We start from the raw sequence: 25859 nt of genomic DNA, 5'->3' as shown, positions 1-25859 counted from the left end.
GTCCGCCAGGGCCAGATCATCGGCAATGTCGGCACCACCGGCCGCTCCACCGGCCCGCATCTGCATTACGAGGTGCTGGTCAACGGCAAGCAGGTCAACCCGACCGGCGTGCGCTTCCCCTCGGGCCGCAAGCTGGCCGGCCGCGAATACGACCTGTTCAAGCAGCATGCGGCGAAGATCGATGCCGAGATCCGCGGCGTCCCGGTGGTCGCCCAGCTCGACCGGCGCAACTGATCCGGCGCAACTGATCCCACCGATACAATCGGCACAATATTCGGCTGGCGGCGACGCCGCCGCTTGAGCAAACTCCGGGCGGGCTTCCCTCCCGGAGTTTTTTCATGCTGACGCTCTACGACTATCTCGATTCCGGCAACGGCTACAAATGCCGGCTGCTGCTGGCCCTGCTCGGCATCGCCTATACCCGCGTCGAACTCGACATCGACAGGGGCGAGACGCGCACGCCGGACTTCCTGCAGAAGAACCCGAACGGCCGCATCCCCACATTGCAGCTCGACGACGGCACCTGCCTGGCCGAGAGCAACGCCATCCTCTGCTGGCTCGCCGACGGCACCGATTACTGGCCGGCGGAACGGCTGCCGCGGGCGCAGGTGCTGCAATGGCTGTTCTTCGAGCAGTACAGCCACGAACCCTATGTGGCGACGCCGCGCTACATCCTGCGCCATCTGGGCCGCGACCATCCGCGCATGGCCGAGATGCCCGACCGCCTGAAACGCGGCCATGCGGCGCTGGCGGTGATGGACACGCACCTGCAGAAGCACGATTTCTTCGCCGCCGGGCGGTACACGATCGCCGACATCGCGCTCTATGCCTACACCCACAGGGCCGACGAGGCCGATCTCGACCTCGCACCTTATCCGGCCCTGCGCACCTGGCTCGCCCGCATCGCCAGCCAGCCCGGCCATGTAAAGATGCTGCCGGAGGACTGACCGTCTTCACTTCGTCGTCCCCGCGCAAGCGGGGACCCAGAATGCCCGCTGGCCAGAATGCCCGCTGGACTGGGCTCCCGCTTTCGCGGGAGCGACGATGTTACTTTAACGGCCGCCGGCTGCTCCGCTTACTCCGCCGCCCGCTATTCGGCCGCTTCGACCATCCGGCCCTGAATCGTCAGGCCGTTCGCGCCGGCCGAGACATTCACGGTCGAACCATCCGGAATCTCGCCTTCCAGGATCAGGCTGGCCAGCGGATTCTGCAGCGCGCGCTGGATCACCCGCTTCAGCGGCCGGGCGCCGTAGACCGGGTCGTAGCCGGCCTCGCCCAGCCAGTGCCGGGCCGCCTCGTCCAGCTTCAGCTCGATCTTGCGGTCGGCCAGCAGCCTGCGCAGGCGGCCGAGCTGGATCTCGACGATGCCGGTCATGTTCGCCCGGCTGAGCCGGCGGAACAGGATCACTTCATCCAGCCGGTTGAGGAATTCCGGCCGGAAGCTTGAGCGGACCACTTCCATCACCTGGTGGCGGGTCGCCTCGTCGATCTGCTCGCCTTCGGCCCGGGCCAGATACTCGCTGCCCAGATTGCTGGTGAGGATGATCACGGTGTTGCGGAAATCCACCGTGCGGCCCTGGCCGTCGGTGAGCCGGCCATCGTCCAGCACCTGCAGCAGCACGTTGAAGACATCCGGATGCGCCTTCTCGACCTCGTCGAACAGGATCACCTGGTAGGGGCGCCGGCGCACGGCCTCGGTCAGCGCGCCGCCCTCGTCATAGCCGACATAGCCCGGCGGGGCGCCGATCAGCCGGCTGACCGAATGCTTCTCCATGTATTCCGACATGTCGATGCGCACCATGGCGGCATCGTCGTCGAACAGGAATTCCGCCACCGCCTTGGTCAGCTCGGTCTTGCCCACCCCGGTGGGCCCGAGGAACAGGAAGCTGCCGATGGGGCGGTTCGGGTCCTGCAGGCCGGCGCGGGCGCGGCGCACGGCATTGGCCACGGCCACCAGCGCCTCGTCCTGGCCCACGACACGCGTCGCCAGTTTCTTTTCCATGCCGAGCAGCTTTTCGCGCTCGCCGGCCAGCATCTTGTCGACCGGGATGCCGGTCCAGCGCGACACCACGCCGGCGATGTCGCTGTCGGTGACGGCCTCCTGCACCATCGCCTTGCCGCCGTTGCCGCCGGCCGCTTCCGCATCCTTCAGCTTCTGTTCCAGCTGCGGGATCACGCCATAGGAGAGTTCCGAAGCCCGGTTCCAGTCCGATTTGCGCTGCGCCTGCTCCAGGTCGAGCCGGGCCTGGTCGAGCTGTTCCTTCAGCTTCTGCGCATCGCCCAGCTTGTCCTTCTCGGCCTGCCAGGCGGCGGTGAGCGTCGCCGACTGCTCTTCCAGGTCGGCCAGTTCCTTTTCCAGCTTCGCCAGCCGGTCCTGCGAGGCCGCGTCGGTTTCCTTTTTCAGCGCCTCGCGCTCGATCTTCAGCTGGATGATGCGGCGGTCGAGTTCGTCGACCGCTTCCGGCTTGCTGTCGACCTCCATGCGCAGCCGCGCCGCCGCCTCGTCCACAAGATCAATCGCCTTGTCGGGCAGGAAGCGGTCGGTGATGTAGCGGTTGGACAGGGTGGCGGCGGCGACGATGGCACCATCGGTGATGCGCACCCCGTGATGCACCTCGTATTTCTCTTTCAGGCCACGAAGAATGGAGATCGTGTCCTCCACCGTCGGCTCGCCGACGAAGACCGCCTGGAAGCGGCGGGCCAAAGCGGCATCCTTCTCGATATACTTGCGATACTCGTCCAGGGTCGTGGCGCCGACGCAATGCAGCTCGCCGCGCGCCAGAGCCGGCTTCAGCAGGTTGGAGGCATCCATGGCGCCGTCGGCCTTGCCGGCGCCGACCAGGGTGTGCAGCTCGTCGATGAACAGCACGATCTGGCCCTCGGCGGCGGTGACCTCGGCCAGCACGGCCTTCAGCCGCTCCTCGAATTCGCCGCGGAACTTGGCACCGGCGATCATGGCGCCGAGATCCAGCGCCATCAGCCGCTTGCCCTTCAGGCTTTCCGGCACGTCGCCCTTGGTGATGCGCAAAGCCAGGCCCTCGACGATGGCGGTCTTGCCGACGCCGGGTTCGCCGATGAGGACGGGATTGTTCTTGGTGCGCCGCGACAGAACTTGAATCGTCCTGCGGATTTCCTCGTCGCGGCCGATCACCGGATCGAGCTTGCCGGTCTCGGCGGCCTCGGTCAGGTCGCGGGCGTATTTCTTCAGCGCGTCATAGGCCTGTTCGGCCGAGGCCGAATCCGCCTTGCGGCCCTTGCGCATGTCCTGGATGGCTTTCTCCAGCCCCTGCGGACTGACGCCGCCGGCCTTCAGCGCCTCGGCGGCCGGGCTGCCCGCCGCCATGGCCAGCGCCTGCAGCAGGCGTTCGGCGGCCACGAAACTGTCGCCGGCCTTTTCGCGCATTTTCTCGGCCGCCTCGAACAGGCGCGCCATCTCGGGCGCCAGGTAAAGCTGGCCGGCACCGCCGCCCTCGACCTTCGGGATCTTGCCGAGCGCGTCTTCATTGCGCGCCTTCACGACATCGGGCTGGCCGCCGGCGGCGCGGATCAGGCCGGCCGCCATGCCCTCGGGATCGTCGATCAGCACTTTCAGCAGGTGTTCGGGGGCGAAACGCTGGTGGCCGCGCGCCAGCGCCATGGTCTGCGCCGCCTGGAGAAATCCGCGGGCGCGTTCGGTGTATTTCTCGAAATCCATCAGACTGAGCTCCTTGCTGGCAGCCCTCGATCCGCAACCCCCGCTTGGCGGCAGGTCCGGGGCGGGCCCCTGTCTCTCTTGTCTTGAGATGTGGGGAGCCGCCCGCCATCCGCAAGGGCAGACTGGCGGCAAGGGCAGACTGGCCGCAAGGCAGACTGGCGGACCCGCCGGATGGTTTCCTTGCGGTGAATCAAGCGCCGCCGCCCGGGCCGGGGCCCTCGGCCCGGCCGCTCAGCCGCAACCGCTCAGCCGGAACCGGCCGGCGGCGCGGCCGGAAGATCGGTGATGGACCGGAAGATGCTGGCCAGCGAGGGCGGCATCGGCGGATCGTCGTCGTCTGCCTGCCCGGCCAGGTTCGCTCCGGTTCGTGGCGGTTCGTCCCGGTTCGCCTCGGTTCGCGATGGTTCGTCGCGGTTCGTGACGGTTCGCGACGGTTCGTCCGGGTTCGCGGTGGTTCGTGGTGCCCCGTCCCCTTCAGGGGTGCCCTGGTCGCGGCGGGCCGGGCGCGGCCGGGTCAGGCCGATACAGGTGGTGCGCACGGGTAAAGCAAGGCCGGGCAGGGCGGCGCCCGGCCTTGCCGGGGCAGATTCCGGGGCGGGTTCCGGTGCCGGAGCCCGTGCCGCTACCCGTGCCGGTGCGGCGGCCGGCAGTTCCGCCCCCATCTGCCTGCGGACGGCCCGCCCGCCCGCCGCCCGGCGCAGGCCCTCCACCAGCTCGCCGGCCGGGGCCGGTCCGGCCAGCCCGGCGGCCTGCGCCTGCCAGGGCTCGGCGCCGGCCTGCCGGCAGCCCTCCAGCGCGGCATCCCGCCCGGCGGCGGCATATTCGATCGCGGCCTGCAGGCGCAGGCGTTCCATCTGCTCGGCCAGCTGCCGGCGGAAACGGGCGCTGCGGCGCAGATGGCGCCACAGGCGGTCTTCCGGGATGCCCAGCCGCCCGGCGATGGCGGCAGGCCGCCCGCCGGCGGCCCAGAGCCGGGCGGCGGCGGCCCAGTCGATGCGGACCGGGGATTTGCGGCGGGGCTTCGGGGCGGCCGCCGCGGGGCCGGACCCGGGGAATTCGGGGCCGGAGAATTGGGCGCCGGGAACGGCAGTTCTGGTTTCCACAGACATGGCAGGCCTCCTCGCCTCTCTGGCTGTCTCTCTGGTCGGCTGATCTCTGCTCTGGCTGATCTCTGGTCTGGCCCCGGCTGGCGCTCTCGTTCTGGCTGCGGCTTCATCGATCCGGCAGCCGCCATCCGGAAAATGGCACTTGACGATGAGAACAAAATAGGTATATAAGGAATAAATGTCAAGCCCTGCCGCCATGGCGCCGGTTTGACAACCGCCGCACCGAAAGCTACGGACCATCACCATGGATATCCGTCCCGCCAGTCCGGACGACGCCGCCCTGATTTTCGCGTGGCGGAACGACCCCCATACCCGGGCCATGTTCCGCGACAGCGCGCCGGTCGCATGGGCGGACCATCTGCGCTGGCTTGCCGATACGCTGCAGCGGCCGGACCGGCGGCTGTTCATGGCCGCGGATGCTGCCGGGCCGGTCGGGGTTGTCCGCTTCGACCGGGAGGGCGATATCTGGGCCGTCAGCGTCAACCTGGCGCCGGACCGGCGTGGCCACGGCCTGTCCGTCGCCGTCCTGCAGGCAGCCATGCGGCAGCTGCCCGGCCAGTCGTTCCGGGCCGAGATCAGGCCCGAGAACACCGCCAGCCGCCAGCTGTTCTCCCGCGCCGGCTATGCCGAGGCCGGCCTGCATGACGGACTGATCCGCATGGAAACCCGCACCGGCTAACGGCTGGCACCCGGCCAGCCCGGACCATGGCCGGGCCATGGCCGGGCCGAAAGCCTGTCCGGCTGCGGCGGACCTGTTATGGTGCCATCGCCCAGCCTGAATTTCTCGTTTCCGGTCAAGAGCTCCGTCACCCCGCATGGTCGCCCCCGACAGACAGTCCGATGCCGCCGGCACCGATCCGGCCCGCCCGGGAATGGCCCCGCCAGTCAAGGTGATGCATCTGATCACCAGCCTGCAGGTCGGCGGTGCCGAGCGGATGCTGGAAAAACTGGCGACCGCCATGGACCCGGCCGGCATCACCAATATCGTGGTCAGCCTGCAGGACCCCGGGCCGATCGGCCGGCAGCTGCAGGCACAGGGCATCGCCGTCCATGCGCTGGACATCCGCGGCCCCTTCAGCCTGCCGGCCGGACTGTTCCGGCTGTGGCGCCTGCTGCGGCGCCACCGGCCGCGGATACTGCAGAGCTGGCTGTATCACGCCGACCTCGTCGCCCTGCTGGCACGCCGGCTGGCGCCGAGTGCGCGGCTGCTGTGGAACATCCGCTGCTCGGACATGAACCTGGCCGATTACGGCTTCGGCACGCGGCTGGTGCTGCGCCTGCTGGCACTGGCCTCGCCGCTGCCGGACCTGGTGATCAGCAATTCGGAAAGCGGCCGCCGCCATCACGACGCCATCGGCTACCGCGCCCGGCGCTGGGAGATCATCCCGAACGGCTTCGATCTCGACCGTTTCCAGCCCGACCCGCAGGCGGCGGCGCGGCTGGCCGCCCTGCTGGGCCTGCCGGCCGGCACCCGCATGATCGCCATGGTGGCGCGCTTCGATCCGATGAAGGACCACGCCACCTTCATCGCCATGGCCGAGCGGCTCCGGACCACCCATCCCGACCTGCATGTGCTGCTGGCCGGGCGCGGCTGCGATGCCGGCAACCCGATGCTGGCCCAGGCCGCGGCGCGCGCGGATGGCCGCCTGCACCTGCTCGGCCCGCGCGACGACATCGCCGCGATCCTGGCCGGCATCGACCTGCTGGTGCTCAGTTCCGCCTATGGCGAGGGCTTTCCCAATGCGGTGGGCGAGGCGCTGGCCTGCGGCACGCCCTGCCTAGGCACCAATGTCGGCGACGTGGCCACCATCATCGGCGACTGCGGCGCCATCGTGCCGCCGCGCGACCCCGCCGCACTGGCGGCGGCGGCGGCCCGGCTGCTCGACATGCCGGCGGCGGAACGGGACGGCCTGCGCCGCCGCGCCAGGCAGCGGGCGGCGGAGAATTTCGCGCTGCCGGTGATCGTCGCCCGGTATGAAAGCCTGTACCGCGCGGTGGCCGCGACACCCCGCGGCTAGCTGCCGGCACTGCCGGCGACGGGCGGATTTTCCGCGCCCTGCCTGCACTTGACGGAGCGGAAGCCGCGGGTTGCGGTTCGTTGACAGCCCCTTGGGCGGGCGATAGTGTGCAGCGCGAAAAAATCGCAGGCGCCCCGCCTCTCCGGCCGGGCTGCCGGTCTGTTTCGCCAGCAAAAAGGTTGGATGTCCATGAAGGTACTGGTCGCGGTCAAGCGCGTGGTGGACTACAACGTCAAGATCCGCGTCAAGGCGGACAAGACGGGTGTCGATCTCGCCAACGTCAAGATGTCGATGAATCCCTTCGACGAAATCGCCGTCGAAGAGGCCGTGCGCCTGAAAGAGGCCGGCACCGCCACGGAAATCGTCGCCGTCTCGATCGGCCCGGCCCAGGCCCAGGAAACCATCCGCACGGCTCTGGCCATGGGCGCCGACCGCGGCATCCTGGTGAAGACCGATGCGGAAGTGCAGCCGCTGGCGGTGGCCAAGATCCTCGCCAAGATCGCCGAGGCCGAACAGCCGCAGCTGGTGATCGTCGGCAAGCAGGCCATCGACGACGACAGCAACCAGACCGGCCAGATGCTGGCCGCGCTGATGAACTGGGCCCAGGGCACCTTTGCCAACAAGGTGGCGCTGGCCGACGGCAAGGCCACGGTTGTCCGCGAAGTGGATGGCGGCCTGGAGACGGTCGAGCTGAAGCTGCCCGCCGTGGTCACCACCGACCTGCGCCTGAACGAGCCGCGCTATGCGTCGCTGCCCAACATCATGAAGGCGAAGAAGAAGCCGATCGACGAGAAGACCCCGGAAGACCTGGGCGTCGACATCGCGCCGCGGCTGAAGACGCTGAGCGTCGAGGAACCGCCGAAGCGCTCCGCCGGCATCAAGGTGCCCGATGTGGCCACCCTGGTGCAGAAGCTGAAGACCGAAGCGGGAGTGATCTGACATGAGCGTCCTCGTCATCGCCGAACACGACAACGCCTCGCTGAAGGCGCCGACGCTGAACACCGTCACCGCCGCCACCAAGATCGGCGGCGACGTGCATGTGCTGGTCGCCGGCGAGAATTGCGGCCCGGCCGCCGAGGCCGCCGCCAAGATCGCCGGCGTCGCCAAGGTGATCCAGGTGGAAGGCGCGCAGTATGCCCATGGCCTCGCCGAGGCGCTGGCGCCGCTGGTGGCCGGCCTCGCCAAGGGCTATGCCGCCGTGCTGGCGCCGGAAACCACCACCGGCAAGAACGTGATGCCGCGCGTCGCCGCCCTGCTGGATGTCATGCAGATTTCCGGCATCATCGAGGTGAAGTCGGCCGATACCTTCGTGCGGCCGATCTATGCCGGCAATGCCATGGCCACCGTGCAGTCGGCCGATGCCGTCAAGGTGATCACCGTGCGCGCGACCGGCTTCCAGGCCGCCGCCGCCGAGGGCGGCTCGGCCGCCGTCGAGAAGGGCGAGGCGGTTGCCGATCCGGGCCTGTCGAAATTCGTCGGCCAGGAGCTGCAGAAATCCGACCGGCCGGAGCTTACGTCTGCCAAGATCGTCATCTCGGGCGGCCGCGGCATGGGCTCGGGCGACAATTTCAAGCTGATCGAGGCGGTGGCCGACAAGCTGGGCGCCGCCGTCGGCGCCAGCCGCGCCGCCGTCGATGCCGGCTTCGTGCCGAACGACTACCAGGTCGGCCAGACCGGCAAGATCGTCGCGCCGCAGCTGTATATCGCGGTGGGCATCTCGGGTGCGATCCAGCATCTGGCCGGCATGAAAGACAGCAAGGTGATCGTCGCCATCAACAAGGACGAGGAGGCGCCGATCTTCCAGGTGGCCGATTACGGCCTGGTCGGCGACCTGTTCAAGGTGCTGCCGGAACTCGAAGCCGAGCTGGGCAAGTAAGCCACCGCATGTCGCGCAACCGGATCGGGGCATCCGCATGATTAAGACGATCGGGGTGATCGGCGCAGGCCAGATGGGCAACGGCATCGCCCATGTCTGCGCGCTGGCCGGCTATGACGTCGTGCTGCAGGACATCAACACCCAGCAGCTCGACAAGGCCCTGGAGACCATCCAGGGCAACATGAACCGGCAGATCGCCCGCGGCAAGATTTCAGAAGCCGACAGCGCCGCGGCGCTGGCCCGCATCCGCACCGCCAACGCGATCACCGCCTTCAAGGACACCGACTTCATCGTCGAGGCGGCCACCGAGAACGAGGGGCTGAAGAAGAAGATCTTCGCCGAGCTCTGCCCGGTGCTGAAACCCGAGGCGCTGCTGGCCACCAACACCTCGTCGATCTCGGTGACCCGGCTGGCCTCGTCGACCGACCGGCCGGAAAAGTTCATGGGCATGCATTTCATGAACCCGGTGCCGGTGATGCAGCTGGTCGAGCTGATCCGCGGCATCGCCACCGAGGAAGAGACCTTCCGCCAGGTGCGCGAACTGACCGTCCGCCTGGGCAAGACCCCGGCCAATTCGGAAGACTTCCCGGCCTTCATCGTCAACCGCATCCTGCTGCCGATGATCAACGAGGCGATCTACACCCTCTATGAGGGCGTGGGTTCGGTGGAAGCCATCGACACGGCCATGAAGCTGGGCGCCAACCATCCGATGGGACCGCTGCAGCTGGCCGACTTCATCGGCCTCGATACCTGCCTCTCGATCATGCAGGTGCTCTACGAGGGCCTCGCCGACAGCAAGTACCGCCCGTGTCCGCTGCTGGTGAAATACGTCGAGGCCGGCTGGCTCGGCCGCAAGACCAACCGCGGCTTCTACGACTATCGCGGCGAGCACCCGACACCGACCCGCTGAGGGCCGGCGCAGAGACGGACAGCAAAAAAGGGGCCGCATGGCCCCTTTTCCATTCCCGCCCCGTCATGCCCGCGCAAGCGGGAACCCGGTCGATCCACTGCCTGGATGCCCGCCTTCGCGGGCATGACGATCAGGGCTTTTCCGCGATCACCGCGTCGATCAGCGTCAGCGCGTCCGGGCTGGCCCAGTCGGCGATACCGACCAGGCGGCCGATCTCGCGGCCCTCGCGGTCGATCAGGATGGTGGTGGGCAGGCCGATGGCACCCCAGGCACGGCCCGATTTCATGCTGGCATCGAGATAGGGCACGATCCGCGTGGCGCCGGTCTCGGCCAGGAAGCGCGCGACCTTCTCGCGGCCGGCGCGGTCCTGGGCGACGGCCACCACCTGGAAATCCGGCCCGCCGCGCAGGGCCTGCAGTCTGTCCAGCGCCGGCATCTCCTCGCGGCAGGGCACGCACCAGGTGGCCCACAGATTCAGCAGCACGACCCGGCCGCGGAAGGCCGCCAGCGTGATCGGCTGGTCCTTTTCGTCGCGGAATTCCGGCGTGGCGGCTGGCTTCCGGTCCGCCGAGAGGGTAAGTTTGCGCATCTCGCCCTCGCGCGGCAGACCGGATGCCGCGGCGCCCTGCGCCAGCCCCGGACCTGCCAGCGCCAGGCCCAGCACCACCATCATCATCAGAAACCGCTTCATACCCGCATCACTCCGATCATGGCCGCACGCAAGACATCAGATAAAGCCAAGCCCCGCAGCAGACAAGGCAAGGCCGCCAACAGCATGTGGGGTGGACGATTCGCCGCAGGCCCGGCCGCGATCATGACCGAGATCAACGCCTCGATCGGCTTCGACCGGCGGCTGTTCCGGCAGGACATCGCCGGCTCGCAGGCCCATTGCCGCATGCTGGTGAAACAGGGCCTGATCTCGGCCGCCGAAGGCAAGAAGATCCAGGCCGGGCTGGAGACAATTCTGCGTGAGATCGAGGCCGGCAGGTTCCGCATCGATCCGAAGCTGGAAGACATCCACATGCATGTGGAGGCGCGGCTGGCCGAGCTGATCGGCGAACCGGCCGGCCGCCTGCATACCGCGCGCTCGCGCAACGACCAGGTGGCGACCGATTTCCGCCTCTGGGTGCGCGATGCCATCGACCGCCTCGATGCCGGCCTGGCCGACCTGCAGCACAAGCTGCTGGCCCGCGCCGAGGAGTATGCCGCCACGGTGATGCCGGGCTTCACCCATCTGCAGGCCGCCCAGCCGGTCACCTTCGGCCATCACCTGATGGCCTATGTGGAGATGGCGGGCCGCGACCGCGGCCGCCTGAAAGACGCCCGCGCGCGGCTGAACGAAAGCCCGCTGGGCGCCGCGGCGCTGGCCGGCACGTCGCTGCCGGTCGACCGCCACATGACCGCGAAGGATCTCGGCTTTGCCGCGCCGATGGCCAATTCGCTCGATGCCGTCTCCGACCGCGATTTCGCGCTGGAGGCACTGTCGGCGATGGCGATCTGCGCCGTGCATCTGTCGCGGCTGGCGGAGGAGATCGTCATCTGGACATCCGCGCAGTTCCGCTTCGTCAGCCTGTCGGATGCCTTCACCACCGGCTCGTCGATCATGCCGCAGAAGCGCAACCCCGATGCCGCCGAGCTGGTGCGCGGCAAGGTCGGGCGCATCGTCGGCGACCTCAACGCCCTGCTGGTCACCATGAAGGGCCTGCCGCTGGCCTATGGCAAGGACATGCAGGAAGACAAGGAACCGGTCTTCGATGCGGTCGACAGCCTGGAACTCTGCATCGCCGCCAGCGCCGGCATGATCGCCGACCTGAAGGCGAATGCCCCGGTGCTGCAGGCGGCGGCCGGCGAGGGCTATACCACCGCCACCGACCTTGCCGACTGGTGCGTGCGCAAGCTGGACATGCCGTTCCGGTCGGCCCATCACGTGGCCGGGCGGATCGTGCGGCTGGCCGAAGAGCGGAACAGGCCGCTGGAAGCCCTGACCCTGGCCGAGATGCAGGCGGTCGAGCCGCGCATCACCAAGGATGTCTTCGCCGTGCTCGGCGTGCAGAATTCCGTGAAGAGCCGCATCTCCTATGGCGGCACCGCACCGGCCAATGTTAAGAAACAGGTGGCGCGCTGGCGCGCGCTGCTGGCGAAAGAGGGCCGCAATGCGCGTTAGGGCGACCGCCGCCGTTTTCCTGCTGCTGCTGGCCGTGGCCGGCCTGTCGGGCTGCGGCCGCAAGGACGTGCCCGATTTCCCGCCCGATGCGGTGCAGCGGCCGGCCAGCGCGCCCGACCGGACCAAGAATGTCCGCTATTACTGATCCCGCATTGCCGATCCCGCCGACCCGCCCGGATTTCCCGACATGACCGATCTGCCCTGGTTCACCTATCGTGACGGACTGCTCTGCGCCGAGGGCGTGCCGCTGGCGCGCATCGCCGCCGAGGTCGGCACGCCGGCCTATGTCTATTCGACCGCGGCGCTGACCGACCGCTATGCCAGCCTGGCCGAGGCCTTTGCCGGCCTGCCGGTGCTGATCGCCTATGCGATGAAGGCCAATGCCAACCTGGCGCTGCTGCGGCATCTGGGCAGCCTCGGCGCCGGCGCCGACGTGGTCTCGGGCGGCGAGATGCAGCTGGCGCTGAAGGCCGGCATCGCGCCGTCGAAGATCATTTTCGCCGGCGTCGGCAAGACCCGCGACGAGATGCGGCAGGCGCTGCAGGCCGGCAATACCGGCATCGCGCAGTTCAACGTCGAATCCGAACCCGAACTGCAGATGCTGTCCGAGGTGGCCGCCGGCCTGGGCGTGCGCGCCCCGGTCGCCATCCGCATCAACCCCGATGTCGATGCGAAGACGCACCGGAAGATCACCACCGGCAAGGCCGAGAACAAGTTCGGCATCTCGTATCGCCGCGCCCTCGACGTCTATGCCGAGGCCGCCGCCCTGCCCGGCATCAGCGTGACCGGCGTGCATGTGCATATCGGCAGCCAGCTGACCGACCTGGCGCCCTATGAAGACACCTTCATCCGCCTGGCCGAGCTGGTGACGGCCCTGCGCGGCGCCGGCCACGACATCCGCCGCATCGACCTGGGCGGCGGCCTCGGCATCCGCTACGACGACGAGACGCCGCCCGACCCGAAGCTCTATGCCGACCTGGTGCGCCGGCATATCGCGCCGCTGGGCTGCGAGATCGCGCTGGAACCGGGCCGCTACCTGGTCGGCAATGCCGGCCTGCTGCTGACCCGCGTCACCTATGTGAAGCCGGCCGAGGCGAAAACCTTCCTGATCCTCGATGCCGGCATGAACGACCTGATCCGGCCGGCCATGTACGAGGCCTATCACCGCATCGTGCCGGTAAAAGAGCCGGTTTCCGGCGCCGAAACCGCTCCGGTGGACATTGTCGGCCCGGTCTGCGAGACCGGCGACACCTTTGCCGAGGGCCGGCCGATGCCGCCGGTCGAACAGGGGGAATTGCTCGCCATTCTCTCGGCGGGCGCCTATAGTTCGGCCATGGCCTCGATGTACAACGCGCGGCCGCTGGCCCCGGAGGTGATGGTGCATGGCGACCGGTTTGCCATTACCCGCCGCCGCCCTAGCATCGAAGACATGACGGCCCTGGAGACCCTGCCGGCATGGTTCAGCGAGGCGAAGGCGTAGGCTTCCCCGACAAGTCCGCCCCGGCCGCCCCGCCGGGCGCCGCCGGTATGGCCGCCGCGTCGTCGTCGGCCTCCTCTTCTGCCTCTGCCGCCCTCCCGCCTGCTGCTGCCGGTGCGACCGCCCTCCTGCCGCCGGCCCTGCTGCGCCGGCTGGCGCTGGCCCGTGCCGCCCTGTTCTGGGAAAGCCTGTGGCCCGGCCTGATGCCGGCCGCCATGGTGCTGGCGGTGTTCTTCATCCTCGCCGGTTTCGATGTCTGGCGTTTCCTGCCGGTCTGGCTGCACTGGCTGGCGCTGTTCGCTTTCGCCGCCGCCACCGGCGGCGCCCTGTGGCAGGGCCTGCGCGGCCTGCGCTGGCCGGGCGAGGCGGCGGCGACCCGCCGGCTGGAACGGATCAACCATCTCGACCACCGTCCGCTGGAGGCCGCCGCCGACCGGCTGTCGCCCGAACAGCAGGACCCGATCGCCCGGGCGCTGTGGGCGCTGCATCGCCGCCAGGCGCTGGCGCGGCTGGCCGATGCGAAGGTGGGCACGCCGGAAGCCGGCTGGTGGCGGCGCGATGTCTGGGGCATCCGCGCCGCGCTGGGCCTGCTGCTGGTGGTGGCCTGGGCCAGCCCCGGCGAGGACCGTGCGCAGCGCCTGGCCGACACCCTCAATCCCGGCACCGCCCTGCCGCCCGGCGCGGTGCTGGCCCTGGATGCCTGGATCACGCCGCCGGCCTATACCGGCCGGGCGCCGATCTTCCTGACCCGCGACGGCAAGGCGCTGCCGGCGGCGGCGGCCGGCGGCAATGCCGCCGGTCCGGATGCCGTGCTGCAGGTGCCGACCGGCAGCGCGCTGAAACTGCGGCTGGCCGCCCCGGCCGGCGGTTTCGCGCTGCGCTTCGGCCGGGCCGAGCATGCCCTGAAGCCGATCGACGAGCATCATGCCGAACTCGACCTGCCGATCGATCTCAGCCAGGGGACCGATACCCGGCTGAGCCTGCTGCGGCGCGACAGCCCCTTCGCCGACTGGCGGATCGCCGTGGTGCCCGACACGCCGCCGCAGATCCGCTTCGCCGAGCCGCCGAAAACCGGCCGGCAGAACACGCTCGACATCGACATCGCCGCCGAGGACGATTACGGCCTGCAGGGCCTGCGCATCGAGATGGCCCGCGACGGCGCCGAAACGCCGGTCACCCTCGACTGGCCGGTGCCGCCGGCGGCGCCCGGCCCGGTCGCCGACCGGCAGAGCTTCGACCTGACCGCGCATCCCTGGGCCGGGCTCGACGTGGCGATGACCCTGGTGGCCACCGATGCCATCGGCCAGGTCGGCCGCAGCGAGACCCTGATGGTGACCCTGCCGTCGCGCAGGTTCCGCCATCCGGTGGCGAAGGCCATCGTCGAACAGCGCCGCGACCTCGCCCTGCGCCCGGCGCAGTGGCAGCGCGTCACCGGCGCCCTGAAGGCCCTGACCCTGGCGCCGGAGACCTATGGCGACGATGTCGCCGCGCATCTGGGCCTGCGCATGGCCGCCGCCCGGCTGCGCCTCGACCACCGGCCGCCGGCCGTGGCCGCCGTGCAGGACCTGCTGTGGCAGATCGCCCTGCAGATCGAGGATGGCCGGCGCAGCCAGGCCGAACGCGACTTCCAGGCGCTGATGGACCGGCTGCAGGATGCCATCGACCGCAATGCCGATGACGAGGAGATCCAGCGCCTGATGCAGGAACTGCGGCAGGCGATGGACCGCCTGATCGAGGAGATGATGCGCGACGCCATGGAACGGCTGGCGCGCGGCGAGGAGCCGGAGGAACTGGACGACGACGACCAGGCGATGAGCGGCGAGGACCTGCAGGAGATGATGGACCGCGCCCAGGACATGGCGCAGATGGGCGACCGTGACTCGGCCCGCGACCTGCTGCAGCAGATGCAGCGCATGATGGAGGCGCTGAAGAACGGCCGGCTGGCCCGCATGCCCGAGGGCCGCGGCCGGCAGGGCCAGCGCGGCCAGCAGCCCGGGCAGATGATGCAGGAATTCGGCGAGATGATGCGCCAGCAGCAGCAGCTGCTCGACCGCAGCTTCCGCCGCAGCCAGCAGCAGGGCCGCAATGGCGGCCGCCCCGGCGAGAGCGAGGCCGATGCGCGCCAGCAGGAGGAGCTGCGGCGCCGGCTGGGCGAGATGATGGGCCGGCTGGCCGAAAACGGCATGCCGATCCCCGACACGCTGGGCCGCGCCGACCGCGCCATGCGTGATGCCCGCGAGGCGCTCGGCCGCAACGACAACGGCCAGGCCATGCAGGGCCAGAACGACGCGCTGGAACAGCTGCGGCAGGGCCTGCGCGACATGCAGCAGGCCCAGCGCGGCAGCCCGGACGGCCAGGCCCCCTCCGCCGATGCGCGGCAGAACAGCCGCAACCAGCGCGACCCCTTCGGCCGCTCGTTCAACAGCGACACCGAGGCCGGCACCGAGGACGGCAACCGCTTCGACGGCCAGCTCGGCCCGGTCGAGCGCGCGCGGCGCATCCTCGAGGAACTGCAGCGCCGCGCCGGCGACCGCAGCCGGCCGGACGCCGAACGCGACTATCTCGACCGCCTGCTGCGCCGGTTCTGACGCCACCCCTGCCGGACTGCCTGCCGCACCGCCGCCTGCCGGACCGGGTTCCCGCCTGCGCGGGAACGACGGAAAGGGGATGCACAACGCCCATCATCCCCGTGCAGGCGGACATGGCCGGGCGCAGCGGGATGTCCATTCTCCCCACCCGCTCCCGTCCCCGTCGTTCCCGCGCAGGCGGGAACCCAGAGCGCCCGGCTCGTCAGCGCAACAGATCGTCGTAGAGATCGCGCCAGTCCGGATTGGCACGTTCGATCAGCTCCAGCTTCCAGGCGCGGCGCCATTTCTTGATCCGCTTCTCCCGCAGGATAGCATCCGGCATCGTGTCGTGGAATTCCACGAAGACCAGCCGGTCGACGCCATAGCGCCGCGCAAATCCGGGGACTGCCGCAACCTGATGCTCCCAGGCGCGCTTCGCAATATTGCCGGTTACGCCGGTATACAGTGTGCCGTTCTGCCGGCTGGCGAGTATGTAGACGCAGGGGCGCTCCATACGGCCAGTTTATCACCGGCGCATGCGACTGGGTTCCCGCTTGCGCGGGAACGACGAGGAAAACCGAAATCTCTCACCGAAATCTCCCGTCGTCCCCGCGAAAGCGGGGACCCAGTGCGGTCATTCCGCAACCGCCGGATCATGCCCCTGCATGTCCGTTCGCCGCCGGCTTGACGTTTTCTCAGGCGGCGGCGCGGCCGCGGCATGCTAGCCTCGCGCCATGATCGACAGCCTCGACCACCTGGTGCTGACCGTGCGCGACATCGACGCCACCGTCGCCTTCTACGGAAAAGCGCTCGGCATGCAGGAGACGCGGTTCGTCTCCGCCGACGGCATCGCCCGCGTGGCGCTGAGTTTCGGCAGCCAGAAGATCAACCTGCACCAGGCCGGCCGCGAATTCGAGCCGAAGGCCGCAACGCCGGTGCCGGGCAGCGGCGACCTGTGCTTCCTGACATCGCGCCCGGTGGCCGAGGTGGCGGCGCATCTTGCCGCCTGCGGCGTGCCGGTGATCGAGGGGCCGGTGCGGCGCACCGGCGCGACCGGGCCGATCCTGTCGGTCTATATCCGCGACCCGGACGGCAACCTGCTGGAAATCGCGAACCGGCTCGGGTCCTGAGGCGGCTCAGTCTTCCGCCGTGGCACGCGCCGCCAGCACCTCGTCGACCGCCGCGTTGAGATCGACCATGCTGAAGGGCTTCTGCAGCACGGCGCTGGCAAGCTCGCCGATGCCATGGGCGCGGCGGCGTTCCAGCGTGTAGCCCGACATCATCAGCACCGGCATCTCCGGCCAGTCGCGCGCCGCCTTCAGCGCCAGTTCGACGCCGTCCATGTTGGGCATGCCGATATCGGTGAGCAGCAGATCGAAACGGGCGCGGCTGAGCTTGACCACCGCATCGGCGCCATCGGCCACGGCCACGACGTCATGGCCGCGGTGCTCAAGGGCACGGCGGATGAATTCCCGCACAGGCACTTCGTCTTCGGCGACAAGAATCTGCGCCATGCATCCTCGCCGACGGCCGCCGGATCGGTGGCAGGTTCTTGCCTCCGACGACCACCTTTTCTGGATCAGCCAGGCCGGTTGCGCGGGCCCTGCCGCGGCAACCGATCGTCGACCCTAGCATCAAACGGTCGGGAAGCGGAACGGGAAAAGACCTATGTCCAAAACTACCGGGCCGGGAAGCCGCCGGTCCGGACCGGTCACCAGCTCCACTTGCCGGGCCCGCTTACTGGGCCATCTGGGCCTGGCTGGCGAAGGCCACTTCGAGATCGGTGACCTCGTCCTTCGGCGCCGGCAGCTTGACGTCGAAGGTCTGCTTGCCGCCGGCCTCGATGGCCGGCTGTTCCAGCTTGAGGGTATAGGCGGCCAGTTCCTTGCCGCCGGCCCCGCGCATCGACACCCGGATCGCCGGCACCGGCCGCTCCGCATCGCCGACATTCACCACCTCGCCGGATACGGCGATGCGGGTCTGGCCATCCTCGAGGATGGTGGCGGATTTCAGGTTATGCAGCTCCAGCCCCAGCCATTCGGCGGTATCCACCGGCAGCCCCAGCTTTTCATACAGCCGGGCCAGCGGCGGGTAGAAGGCGACCAGCTCGGTGCGCTTCTCGTAGCCGCCGCCGATCACCGCGCCCAGCAGCGCGATCAGCAGCAGCCAGCCCAGCCAGGCCAGCGAGCGCCGCTTTTTCGGCTGGCTCGGGGCCCGCTGCATGCCGGCCCGGGCCAGCCGCTCGCGGCGCTGGTTGAGGATCGCGTCCGGGTCCTCCTCGTCGTCCGCGCCATCCGAGGGCGGCCCGTCGAAGGGCGGATGCAGGGGCGGCCGGTCGAGGTCGCCCTCGTCGGATTCGGCCGCCAGGGCGGCCAGCACCGAAGGCACCGGCGGCGGCTCGGCATCGGGATCGGGCAGCGGCGGCAGGTCGGGCAGGTCGTCGTCGTCCGGCGGCGGCCGGGGCGGCGCCGGCTCGGGCGGCAGCCGCCTGGGGGGAATCGGGAATTCCTCCTCCGGCACGGGCTCCGGGGCGGGTGGCGGCGGGGGTTCGGGCTCCGGCAGCGGCTCCTGCTTCCAGATATGCCGGCAGCGGGAGCAGCGCACCTTGCGCGGGCCGGGACCGAAGGTCTCGGGCGGGACCCGGAATCGCGTGTCGCAGTTAGGGCAGGTAAGGATCATGCCTCAATGCGGACCCTCAAGCGGCCCCTTTTGCGTTTCCGTATTCTTTCCCTTATAGGACGGACAGGGGCGGCGAGGCAAGGCTGGCGCCCCGCAAGATATTGGCGCGCAAGGCATTGGGAGAATTCGGCTTGGTGCGTTTCCAGAATGTCGGCATGCGCTACGGGCCCGGGCCCGAGGTCCTGCGCGACGTCAGTTTCGAGCTGGCCCCGGGGTCGTTCCACTTCCTCGCCGGGCCCAGCGGCGCGGGCAAGACCTCGCTGCTGAAGCTGCTGTACCTGGCCCACCGGCCCAGCCGCGGGCTGATCAGCATGTTCGGCCAGGATGTCTCCACCGCCAGCCGGTCGGCGCTGCCGATGCTGCGCCGGCGCATCGGTGTCGTCTTCCAGGATTTCCGCCTGCTCGACCACCTGACCGCCCTGGACAATGTCGCCCTGCCGCTGCGCATCGCCGGCGCCGACGAGAAGCGCACCCGCGACCATGTGATCGAGCTGCTGACCTGGGTCGGCCTCGGCGACCGGCTGGATGCCCGGCCGGCGACCCTGTCGGGCGGCGAGAAGCAGCGCGTGGCGATTGCCCGTGCCGTCATCGCGCGGCCCTCGCTGCTGCTGGCGGACGAGCCGACCGGCAATGTCGATCCCGAGATGGCCGGGCGGCTGATGTACCTGTTCGTCGAGCTGAACAAGCTGGGCACCGCCATCGTGCTGGCCACCCACGATACCCATCTCCTGCAGGATTTCCGCTTTCCGGTGATGCGGCTGCGCGGCGGCCAGCTGGCGATCGACCGCAACGGCACCGGCGGGGCGGCGGCATGAGCGCGCGCAAGGCACGGCCCGTCTCCGACCTGCAGCTCGGCGCCGACAGCAGCGGCCGCTTCCTGCCCTGGGCGCTGGCGGTGATGGTGTTCCTGGCCGCGCTGGCACTGGCCGGGGCGCTGGCGCTGGATGGCAGCATCGATGGCTGGCGCCGCGGCGTCGCCGCGAAGCTGACGGTGCAGATCGCCGACCGGCCCGACCAGCCGATGGCGCCGCGCATCGGCCGCGCCATCGCCGTGCTGCACGACATTCCCGGCGTGAAATCCGCAGTGCCGATGCCGCGCCCGGCCATCGAGGCGCTGCTGGAACCCTGGCTGGGCGCCGATGCGCTGCAGGCCGGCGGCCTGCCGCTGCCCGGCCTGATCGACGTCACCCTGGACGAGGACAGCGCGCTGTCGGTGGCAGCGCTGGCGGCGCGGCTGCAGGCGGCGGTGCCCGGCGCCCAGGTCGACGACCCGAAACCGTGGCTCGACCGCCTGGTGCAGCTCGGCCGCCTGCTGCAGTCGCTCGGCGGCGGCATCGTGCTGCTGGTCGGGCTGGCGGCGGCGGCCATGGTGATCTTCGCGACACGGGCCGGGCTTGCAGCCCGGCGGGACACCATCGAGCTGCTGCACCTGATGGGTGCCGAGGACGGCTACATCGCCCGCCAGTTCCAGCGCCATGTGGCCGGCCAGGCCCTGCGCGGCGGCGTCGCCGGAATCTTCGCCGCGCTGCTGATCCTGGCCGGCATCCAGCTGCTGGCATCCCGCGTCGGCACCGGCCTGCTGCCGGGCCTCAGCCTCGCCTGGTGGCACTGGCTGGCCCTGCTGGTGCTGCCGCTGGCCGCGGCCGGCCTCGCCATCGTCACCGCGCGGCGCACGGTACTCGGCGAACTGCGCCGGATGCTGTAGAGAAGATGGCATGCTGATTCTGCTCGACCGCGACGGGGTGCTGAACCGGGATTATCCGGACGACTATGTGAAGTCGCCCGACGAACTCGTCCTGCTGCCCGGCGCGGCGGAAGCCGTGGCGCGGCTGAATGCGCGCGGCTGGCCGGTGGCCATCTGCACCAACCAGGCCTGCATCGGCAAGGGCATCATCGACGCGGCGATGCTCGGCCGCATCCACGACCGGCTGCGCGGCGAACTCGCCGCCGCCGGCGCCCGCATCGACGCGATCTTCTTCGCCCCCGACCCGCCCTGGGCGGCGACCGACCGGCGCAAGCCCGGCCCCGGCATGCTGCGCGAGGCGATGGCGCAGTTCCGCACCGGGCCGGCCGCGACCGTGTTCATCGGCGACAGCCTGACCGACCTGCAGGCCGCCGCCGCCGCCGGCTGCCGCCGCATGCTGGTGCGCACGGGCAAGGGAGCGCAGACCCAGGCCGCCGGCATTCCGCCCGGCCTGCTGCCGGTGACGGTGGCCGAGGACCTGGCCGATGCGGCCGGCCGCCTGCTGGCGCCACAGACAAACGAGACGGGAGCGGCCTGATGGCGCGCGACAGGAAACCGCCGGTGCCGCTGGGCCGCCGGCTCTCCCGCTGGTTCACGGCCGCGGTCGTGCTGCTGCTGCTGTGGCTGGGCGGCGCGCTCGCCTTCCTCGACCAGGTCGAGCATCTGCCGGCGCCGGACGAGACGCCGACCGACGGCATCGTGGTGCTGACCGGCGGCACCGCCAGGCTGGCCACCGCCCTGCGGCTGCTGGATGCCAACAGGGCCGAGCGGCTGCTGGTCTCCGGCGTCGGCGCCACCGTCAGCAAGGCCTCGCTGCAGCAGGCTTTGCTGCCGAGCATGCCGGATTCGCGGCAGGTGTCCGGCGACTGGCGCCATCTCGACCTGCAGGTGCTGTTCGACTGCTGCGTCGATCTCGGCTTCGAGGCGGCGGATACCGCCGGCAATGCCGCCGAGACCGCCGGCTGGATCGCCACCCGCGGCTACCGGTCGATCCGGCTGGTCACCGCCAACTACCACCTGCCCCGGGCGATGGTGGAATTCGGCCGCCGCCTGCCTGGCATCGCGATCCTGCCGCATCCGGTGCAGCCCGACCAGCTGCGCGTCGAGGGCTGGTGGCAGCGCCGCCAGGCCGCCGCCTTCCTGCTTGGCGAATACAGCAAATACCTGCTGGCGCTGCTGCGCGCGCGGCTGGACGGCGCCATCGCCGGCGCGCTGGACGGCACAGGTGGCAATGCCGGCGGAAATGCCGGCAGCAGCAATGCCGGCGACGGCCGGCCGGCGGACTGACATGCTGCTGCTGCTGCGCTCGCTTGCCTTCCAGGCCGTCTTCCTCGGCTTCGGCACCCTGCTGGCGCTGTACAGCCTGATCCCGCTGGCCCGCGGCGACCGCGCGCAGCTCTTCGCCATCAACGCCCTGTGGGCGCGCGGCATCAACCGGCTGCTGCGCGCCATCGCCGGCATCCATGTGCGCATCGAGGGGCTGGAGCAGATTCCCGCCGGCCCCGTCATCATCGCCGCCAAGCACCAGTCGCTGTGGGACACCACGATCATCTTCCACCTGTTCGGCACCCCGGCGGTGGTGATGAAGCAGGAACTGCTGAAGATCCCGATCTACGGCGCGCTGTGCCGCGGCCAGGGCATGATCGTGGTCGACCGCGAGGGCGGCGCGAAGGCGCTGAAGAAAATGCTGGCGGATGCCCGTGCCGCCGCCGCCGAGGGCCGCCGCATCGTCATCTTCCCGCAGGGCACCCGCACCCGGCCGGGTGAGCCGGCGCCCTACCAGCCCGGCGTCGCCGCGCTGTACCGCGACCTGAAGCTGCCGGTGGTGCCAGCGGTGGTGAATTCCGGCTGCTTCTGGCCCAAACGCGGCTGGCGCCGGCCGCCGGGCACCATCGTGCTGCGCTTCCTGGCGCCGATTCCGCCAGGGCTGCACCGCGACGACTTCATGCAGGCCCTCGAAACCCGCATCGAGACGGCGCAGGCAGAGCTCGAGGCGGAAACCAGGACGGGACCGGTGCGCGGCTGACGTCAGCCGCGCCGGGCCGGCCGGCCGCGGCGCCACCACAGGACAATCCCGGTCACCGACAGCATCGCCGTCACCAGACCGGCAAGGCTGACCAGGATCCGTCCGGGCAGCCCGGCGATCCAGCCGCTGTGCAGCGGGAACTGCAGCCGGAACAGGATATCCGCCGCACTGCCCTGCAGCGGCACCTCGGCCTGCAGCAGGCGGCCGTCGCTGCCGTCGTAATAGAGATACGGACGGTTCGGCCCGGCGCCGTAATCGGCCTGGCCGGGAAAGAAATGCACGGCATAGATGCCATAGGCGGGATGGTAGGAAATGCCGCCGGGCCGGTCGCGCCAGCCGCGCCGCGCCGCCTCGGCCGCCGCCCGTTCCGCAATGCCGCCGAAGCCGATCCGCGCCACCGCCGGATCGCCGGGCGGCCGGGCCGCGCGTTGCTCGTAGGGCGACGGGGTCGGCTGGCTGAACAGCCCGACGGCCGGCCGGAACAGCTCGGCATTCAGGTTGAAGTAGATGCCGGTGAAGGCCAGCATCACCAGCACCGGAAAGAACCACAGGCCGCCGGCGCGGTGCAGGTCAAGATGGCGCCGGCGCGGCGCGGCACCGCGCTTGATCTTCCACGATACCGCCCAATGCGCCGCCAGCGGCCGGGCCCGCGGCAGCGTCAGATACGCGCCGATGAAACTGTCGGCCAGCCAGATCACGGCAACGGCCCCCATCAGCCATGTGCCCCAGCGGCCCGGCAGCAGCAGGGTGTAATGCAGCCGGTAGAGAAAGCCGACCAGATGGCGCCGGTCGAGACAGCAGCCATAGCGCTGCCGCCGTTCGATGATCCGGCCGCTGTCCGGTGCGACGAACACCTCGTCATAGCCGAGCGGCGCCGGCCGGCCGGCAGCCGCATCGAAACGCGGCCGCAGGCCGATCCGGGCGGTTTCGCCCGGCCGCACATTGAGAGGCATGTAGCGCAGCACCGCCTGCGGCTCAGCCGCCGCGACGCGATCCGCCAGCATGTCGACCGGCAGCGGCGGACCGGCTTCCCCGCCATGGATGGCGAAGATGTCGGGGTTGAGCGCGGCATCCAGCTCGAAATGGAAGGCGATCACCGCACCGGTCAGGCCGGCAACCAGCAGGAAGCCTGCCGTCGCCAGCCCCGCGACCCGGTGCACCAGCAGCCAGACCGGGCGCATGCCGCCGCCCCGGCGCCGGTTACCAGCGGTAGCGGACGGCGCCGATCACCGTCCGGCCGGCACCATAGGTGCAGCCGGTGGACGAGCGGCAGGACAGGTTCTCCTTGTCGAACAGGTTTGCCGCATTCAGCGAAAAGCGCAGGCTGTTCCAGTCGTAATGCAGCGCGGCGTCGACCAGGGTGAAGCCGGATACCTCGAAGCTGTTGGTGGAATCGCCGTAGGTGTCGCCGATATAGCGCAGGCCGCCGCCGATGCCGAAGCCGGCGAAGTCGCCGCTGCGGATCGTGTAATCCGCCCAGACCGACGCCATGTGGGCCGGACTCTGCACCGGCCGCTTGCCGAGATCGGTGCCGTTGCTGCGGGTCACTTCCGAATCGATGTAGGTGTAGGTCGCGATCAGATCGAGGCCGTCGGCAAGACCGGCCTTGCCTTCGAATTCCAGCCCCCGCGACGACACCTCGCCGGTCTGCACGCTGAACCCGGTATTGACCGGGTCCGAGGTGGTGACGTTCTGGCGCTGCAGGTCGAAGGCCGAAACCGTGATGAAGCTGTTGTAGTCCTTCGGCTGGAACTTGAAGCCGATCTCCTTCTGCCGGCCGGTTTCCGGATCGAACGGCTTGCCGCCGAACGCGGTGCCCGACACCGGCTCGAAGGATTCGGCATAGCTGACATAAGGCACCAGGCCGAAATCGAACTGGTACATCAGGCCGGCGCGGCCGGTGAAGGCGCGGTCGTCCTGTTCGGTGCGGCCGGCGGTGAAACGGTTGTAGGTCTCGGTGGTGGCGCGATCCTGGCGACCGCCGAGCACCAGGATCCAGTCGCCGTAGCGCAGCTGGTCCTGGGCATAGAAGCCGTACTGGGCAACCTTCTGGTCATTGCCCGAGTTGAAGGCCGGAATGCTCACCGCCGCGCCGTAGGATGGCGAGAACAGGTCCAGCGTCGGCCCGGTGCCGGTGGCCGTCATCACGTCCAGCGAGGCATGCTGGTAATCGAAGCCGGCCAGCGCCGTATGCCCGACCGGGCCGGTCTCGAATTTCGCCTCGACCTGGTTGTCGGCGGTGAAGACCCGCGCCGCCGCCAGCCGGCGGTAGACGTTGCGGTTGGCAATCCGCTGGTTCGCCTGCAGGCCGGTCACATACAGGGTTTTCGAATCATAGTCATGGTCGCTGAAGCGCAGCGTCTGCCGGAAGGTCCAGGCCTCGTCGAGATGATGCTGGCTCAGCGCGCTGAATGAGGTCTTGTTGAGATAGGTGCTGTCGAAATCCGGCTCGCCGAGGAAGCGGTTGAGCGGAATCTTCCCGTTCGCGTTCGACAGCGCGGTGCCGGCGGCCGGCATGCCGTAAAGATAGAGGGAATCGTCGCGCTGGTGATCCAGCAGCAGCGTGATGGTGGTGTCGTCGCCCGGCCGGAAGGTCAGTCCGCCGGCGATGAAGGCGCGGTTGTCGTCGACGTGATCGACCTGGGTGCCGCTGTCGCGCGCCAGCGCAACGAGGCGGTAGGACACGCGGTCGGCCAGGGCGCCGCCGATATCGGCCGCCACCTGCTTGCGCTCGAAGCTGCCGCCCTGCACTTCCACCTCGTTGACCGGGGTCTCGCCGGGCCGCTTGGTGACGAGATTGACGAGGCCGCCGGGCGAGGACTGGCCGTAGAGCACGGAGGCCGGCCCCTTGATCACCTCGACGCGTTCGAGATTGTAGGGCTCGGGGGCATGGAAGCCGAGATAGGCGCCGGGCGTCTCCCGGGTGCCGTCGCGGTACAGATAGCCCGCATACTGGGTGAAGCCGCGGATCTGGATGCCGTCATGCTGCATCTGCAGGCCGCCGGCTTCCGAGCGCACGCCGGCGGTATAACGCAGGGCTTCGCTGATCTGGCGCGGCTTCTGCTCGTCGAGCTGCGCGCGGGTGACGACCGAAACCGATTGCGGCGTCTCGGACAGCGGCGTGTCCGTCTTGGTGCCGCTGGCGCTGCGCTGGGCTACATAGCCATCGGCCGGCCCCCATGCGGTTTCCGTGCCGCGGCGACCCTGCACATTGACCGGCGGCAGTTCCACCGGACCGCTGCCCTGCGGCAGCATCGACAGCGCCACCGTCCCCGCATCGGTGAACCGGTAGGTCAGCCCGGTGCCGGCCAGCAGCCGGTCGAGCGCCTCGGCCGGCGTGAAGGTGCCGGAAACGCCGGGGCTGCGCAGCCCGGCCGCCAGTGCGCCCAGCGTCGTGACCTGCAATCCGGCCTGGCGGCCGAACTGGTTCAGGGCATTTTCCAGGCCCTGGGCGGGGATGCTGAACCGCACGCGCCCCTGGTCTGCCTGCGCCACGACCTGCACGCCGGAAACCGGCATCTCCCCGGCCAGCGCGGGCGCGGGGCTGATCGCAACCAGGGCCGAGCCCAGCAGCAATGCAGAAATAAATGTCTTGTTT

The 25859-nt window shown here is 69.7% G+C and carries 25 protein-coding genes and 1 pseudogene (1 of these 26 only partly in view); 17 read left to right on the top strand and 9 right to left on the bottom strand.

The window, feature by feature from the left end; genetic code table 11:
• Together ACEQZY_RS01220 and ACEQZY_RS01215 are read left to right on the top strand one after the other, a co-directional pair.
• A protein-coding gene (locus ACEQZY_RS01220) for a peptidoglycan DD-metalloendopeptidase family protein (RefSeq protein ID WP_341705263.1) crosses the window boundary here: on the top strand, window positions 1–234 show its final stretch. 1068 nt of this gene lie to the left of the window's left edge; the window shows 234 of its 1302 coding nt (coding positions 1069–1302); the start codon falls outside the window, past its left edge; the stop codon is at window positions 232–234.
• 104 nt (window positions 235–338) lie between these two features.
• Window positions 339–947, top strand: a complete 609-nt coding sequence (locus tag ACEQZY_RS01215; protein ID WP_370151723.1) for a glutathione S-transferase family protein — start codon at window positions 339–341, stop codon at window positions 945–947.
• 143 nt (window positions 948–1090) lie between these two features.
• Here the strand turns inward: ACEQZY_RS01215 and clpB are convergent, their stop codons facing one another.
• Complete coding sequence (gene clpB / locus ACEQZY_RS01210; protein ID WP_341705261.1) at window positions 1091–3694, bottom strand: ATP-dependent chaperone ClpB; 2604 nt, start codon at window positions 3692–3694, stop codon at window positions 1091–1093.
• Window positions 3695–3939: 245 nt separating this feature from the next.
• Window positions 3940–4803 (bottom strand): hypothetical protein, encoded by an 864-nt coding sequence (locus tag ACEQZY_RS01205; RefSeq protein WP_370151721.1) that lies wholly within the window; start codon window positions 4801–4803, stop codon window positions 3940–3942.
• A 241-nt stretch (window positions 4804–5044) separates the two neighbouring features.
• Here ACEQZY_RS01205 and ACEQZY_RS01200 point away from each other — a divergent pair, with 241 nt between their 5' ends.
• The 5 genes from ACEQZY_RS01200 (at window position 5045) to ACEQZY_RS01180 (ending at window position 9604) form a co-directional block, all read left to right on the top strand.
• Window positions 5045–5479, top strand: a complete 435-nt coding sequence (locus tag ACEQZY_RS01200) for an N-acetyltransferase family protein (RefSeq protein ID WP_370151718.1) — start codon at window positions 5045–5047, stop codon at window positions 5477–5479.
• 193 nt (window positions 5480–5672) lie between these two features.
• Window positions 5673–6818 (top strand): glycosyltransferase, encoded by a 1146-nt coding sequence (locus ACEQZY_RS01195; RefSeq protein WP_370151716.1) that lies wholly within the window; start codon window positions 5673–5675, stop codon window positions 6816–6818.
• Between the two features lie 189 nt (window positions 6819–7007).
• On the top strand, window positions 7008–7757 hold the full coding sequence (locus ACEQZY_RS01190; RefSeq protein WP_341705106.1) for an electron transfer flavoprotein subunit beta/FixA family protein: 750 nt from the start codon (window positions 7008–7010) through the stop codon (window positions 7755–7757).
• A gap of 1 nt (window position 7758) precedes the next feature.
• Window positions 7759–8694 carry an FAD-binding protein gene (locus ACEQZY_RS01185; protein ID WP_341705103.1) on the top strand — a complete coding sequence of 312 codons (936 nt, stop codon included), beginning with the start codon at window positions 7759–7761 and terminating at the stop codon, window positions 8692–8694.
• A gap of 37 nt (window positions 8695–8731) precedes the next feature.
• On the top strand, window positions 8732–9604 hold the full coding sequence (locus ACEQZY_RS01180; RefSeq protein WP_341705102.1) for a 3-hydroxybutyryl-CoA dehydrogenase: 873 nt from the start codon (window positions 8732–8734) through the stop codon (window positions 9602–9604).
• 130 nt (window positions 9605–9734) lie between these two features.
• On the opposite strand, the gene ACEQZY_RS01175 is transcribed toward ACEQZY_RS01180, so the two are convergent.
• Window positions 9735–10295 (bottom strand): redoxin family protein, encoded by a 561-nt coding sequence (locus tag ACEQZY_RS01175; RefSeq protein ID WP_370151713.1) that lies wholly within the window; start codon window positions 10293–10295, stop codon window positions 9735–9737.
• 18 nt (window positions 10296–10313) lie between these two features.
• On the opposite strand from ACEQZY_RS01175, the gene argH reads away from it, so the two are divergent.
• The 4 genes from argH to ACEQZY_RS01155 are packed head-to-tail and all read left to right on the top strand — an operon-like array spanning window position 10314 to window position 15833.
• The gene (gene argH, locus ACEQZY_RS01170; protein ID WP_370151711.1) at window positions 10314–11768 is read left to right on the top strand and encodes an argininosuccinate lyase; all 1455 of its coding nucleotides are present in this window, start codon (window positions 10314–10316) and stop codon (window positions 11766–11768) included.
• Entirely contained in the window at window positions 11758–11913 is a 156-nt protein-coding gene (locus ACEQZY_RS01165) for a hypothetical protein (protein WP_341705099.1), read from the top strand. The genes argH and ACEQZY_RS01165 overlap by 11 nt, the downstream gene beginning before the upstream one ends.
• A gap of 51 nt (window positions 11914–11964) precedes the next feature.
• A complete protein-coding gene (gene lysA, locus ACEQZY_RS01160) occupies window positions 11965–13248 on the top strand; it encodes a diaminopimelate decarboxylase (protein WP_370151733.1) in 1284 nt (427 codons plus the stop codon).
• Window positions 13224–15833, top strand: coding sequence for a TIGR02302 family protein (locus ACEQZY_RS01155; RefSeq protein ID WP_370151709.1), 2610 nt, complete (start codon window positions 13224–13226; stop codon window positions 15831–15833). Before lysA ends, ACEQZY_RS01155 begins: the two co-directional genes overlap by 25 nt.
• Before the next feature lie 202 nt (window positions 15834–16035).
• On the opposite strand, the gene ACEQZY_RS01150 is transcribed toward ACEQZY_RS01155, so the two are convergent.
• Entirely contained in the window at window positions 16036–16326 is a 291-nt protein-coding gene (locus ACEQZY_RS01150; protein ID WP_370151707.1) for a GIY-YIG nuclease family protein, read from the bottom strand.
• A 220-nt stretch (window positions 16327–16546) separates the two neighbouring features.
• Here ACEQZY_RS01150 and ACEQZY_RS01145 point away from each other — a divergent pair, with 220 nt between their 5' ends.
• Window positions 16547–16942 (top strand): VOC family protein, encoded by a 396-nt coding sequence (locus ACEQZY_RS01145; protein ID WP_341705755.1) that lies wholly within the window; start codon window positions 16547–16549, stop codon window positions 16940–16942.
• A gap of 6 nt (window positions 16943–16948) precedes the next feature.
• On the opposite strand, the gene ACEQZY_RS01140 is transcribed toward ACEQZY_RS01145, so the two are convergent.
• The 3 genes and pseudogenes from ACEQZY_RS01140 to ACEQZY_RS01130 form a co-directional block, all read right to left on the bottom strand.
• Window positions 16949–17326 carry a response regulator gene (locus ACEQZY_RS01140; protein WP_341705756.1) on the bottom strand — a complete coding sequence of 126 codons (378 nt, stop codon included), beginning with the start codon at window positions 17324–17326 and terminating at the stop codon, window positions 16949–16951.
• Window positions 17327–17549: 223 nt separating this feature from the next.
• Window positions 17550–18332, bottom strand: coding sequence for a DUF3426 domain-containing protein (locus ACEQZY_RS01135; protein WP_370151731.1), 783 nt, complete (start codon window positions 18330–18332; stop codon window positions 17550–17552).
• A 60-nt stretch (window positions 18333–18392) separates the two neighbouring features.
• Window positions 18393–18491 (bottom strand): annotated as a pseudogene (locus ACEQZY_RS01130) (zinc-ribbon domain-containing protein); the annotation flags it as partial.
• A gap of 131 nt (window positions 18492–18622) precedes the next feature.
• Here ACEQZY_RS01130 and ftsE point away from each other — a divergent pair.
• Genes ftsE through ACEQZY_RS01105 form a run of 5 tightly spaced genes read left to right on the top strand, consistent with a single transcriptional unit; the run spans window position 18623 to window position 22261 of the window.
• Entirely contained in the window at window positions 18623–19306 is a 684-nt protein-coding gene (gene ftsE, locus ACEQZY_RS01125) for a cell division ATP-binding protein FtsE (protein ID WP_370151705.1), read from the top strand.
• Window positions 19303–20196 (top strand): cell division protein FtsX, encoded by an 894-nt coding sequence (locus tag ACEQZY_RS01120; protein WP_370151704.1) that lies wholly within the window; start codon window positions 19303–19305, stop codon window positions 20194–20196. The genes ftsE and ACEQZY_RS01120 overlap by 4 nt, the downstream gene beginning before the upstream one ends.
• A gap of 10 nt (window positions 20197–20206) precedes the next feature.
• Window positions 20207–20773: a D-glycero-alpha-D-manno-heptose-1,7-bisphosphate 7-phosphatase gene (locus ACEQZY_RS01115; RefSeq protein WP_370151701.1), complete on the top strand. Its 567-nt coding sequence runs from the start codon at window positions 20207–20209 to the stop codon at window positions 20771–20773.
• Window positions 20773–21522, top strand: a complete 750-nt coding sequence (locus ACEQZY_RS01110; protein ID WP_370151698.1) for a YdcF family protein — start codon at window positions 20773–20775, stop codon at window positions 21520–21522. The genes ACEQZY_RS01115 and ACEQZY_RS01110 overlap by 1 nt, the downstream gene beginning before the upstream one ends.
• A gap of 1 nt (window position 21523) precedes the next feature.
• Window positions 21524–22261 (top strand): lysophospholipid acyltransferase family protein, encoded by a 738-nt coding sequence (locus ACEQZY_RS01105; protein ID WP_370151696.1) that lies wholly within the window; start codon window positions 21524–21526, stop codon window positions 22259–22261.
• A gap of 2 nt (window positions 22262–22263) precedes the next feature.
• Here ACEQZY_RS01105 and ACEQZY_RS01100 read toward each other — a convergent pair whose 3' ends face one another.
• Together ACEQZY_RS01100 and ACEQZY_RS01095 are read right to left on the bottom strand one after the other, a co-directional pair.
• On the bottom strand, window positions 22264–23442 hold the full coding sequence (locus ACEQZY_RS01100; RefSeq protein ID WP_370151694.1) for a PepSY-associated TM helix domain-containing protein: 1179 nt from the start codon (window positions 23440–23442) through the stop codon (window positions 22264–22266).
• Between the two features lie 19 nt (window positions 23443–23461).
• A complete protein-coding gene (locus tag ACEQZY_RS01095) occupies window positions 23462–25837 on the bottom strand; it encodes a TonB-dependent siderophore receptor (RefSeq protein ID WP_370151691.1) in 2376 nt (791 codons plus the stop codon).
• Window positions 25838–25859 lie beyond the last annotated feature (22 nt).

Origin of the sequence: Ferrovibrio sp. (genome assembly GCF_964218355.1) — a bacterium.
Lineage (GTDB): Bacteria > Pseudomonadota > Alphaproteobacteria > Ferrovibrionales > Ferrovibrionaceae > Ferrovibrio.
Note: the sequence above shows the minus strand (reverse complement) of the source record. Positions and strands in the feature narration are given on the sequence as shown.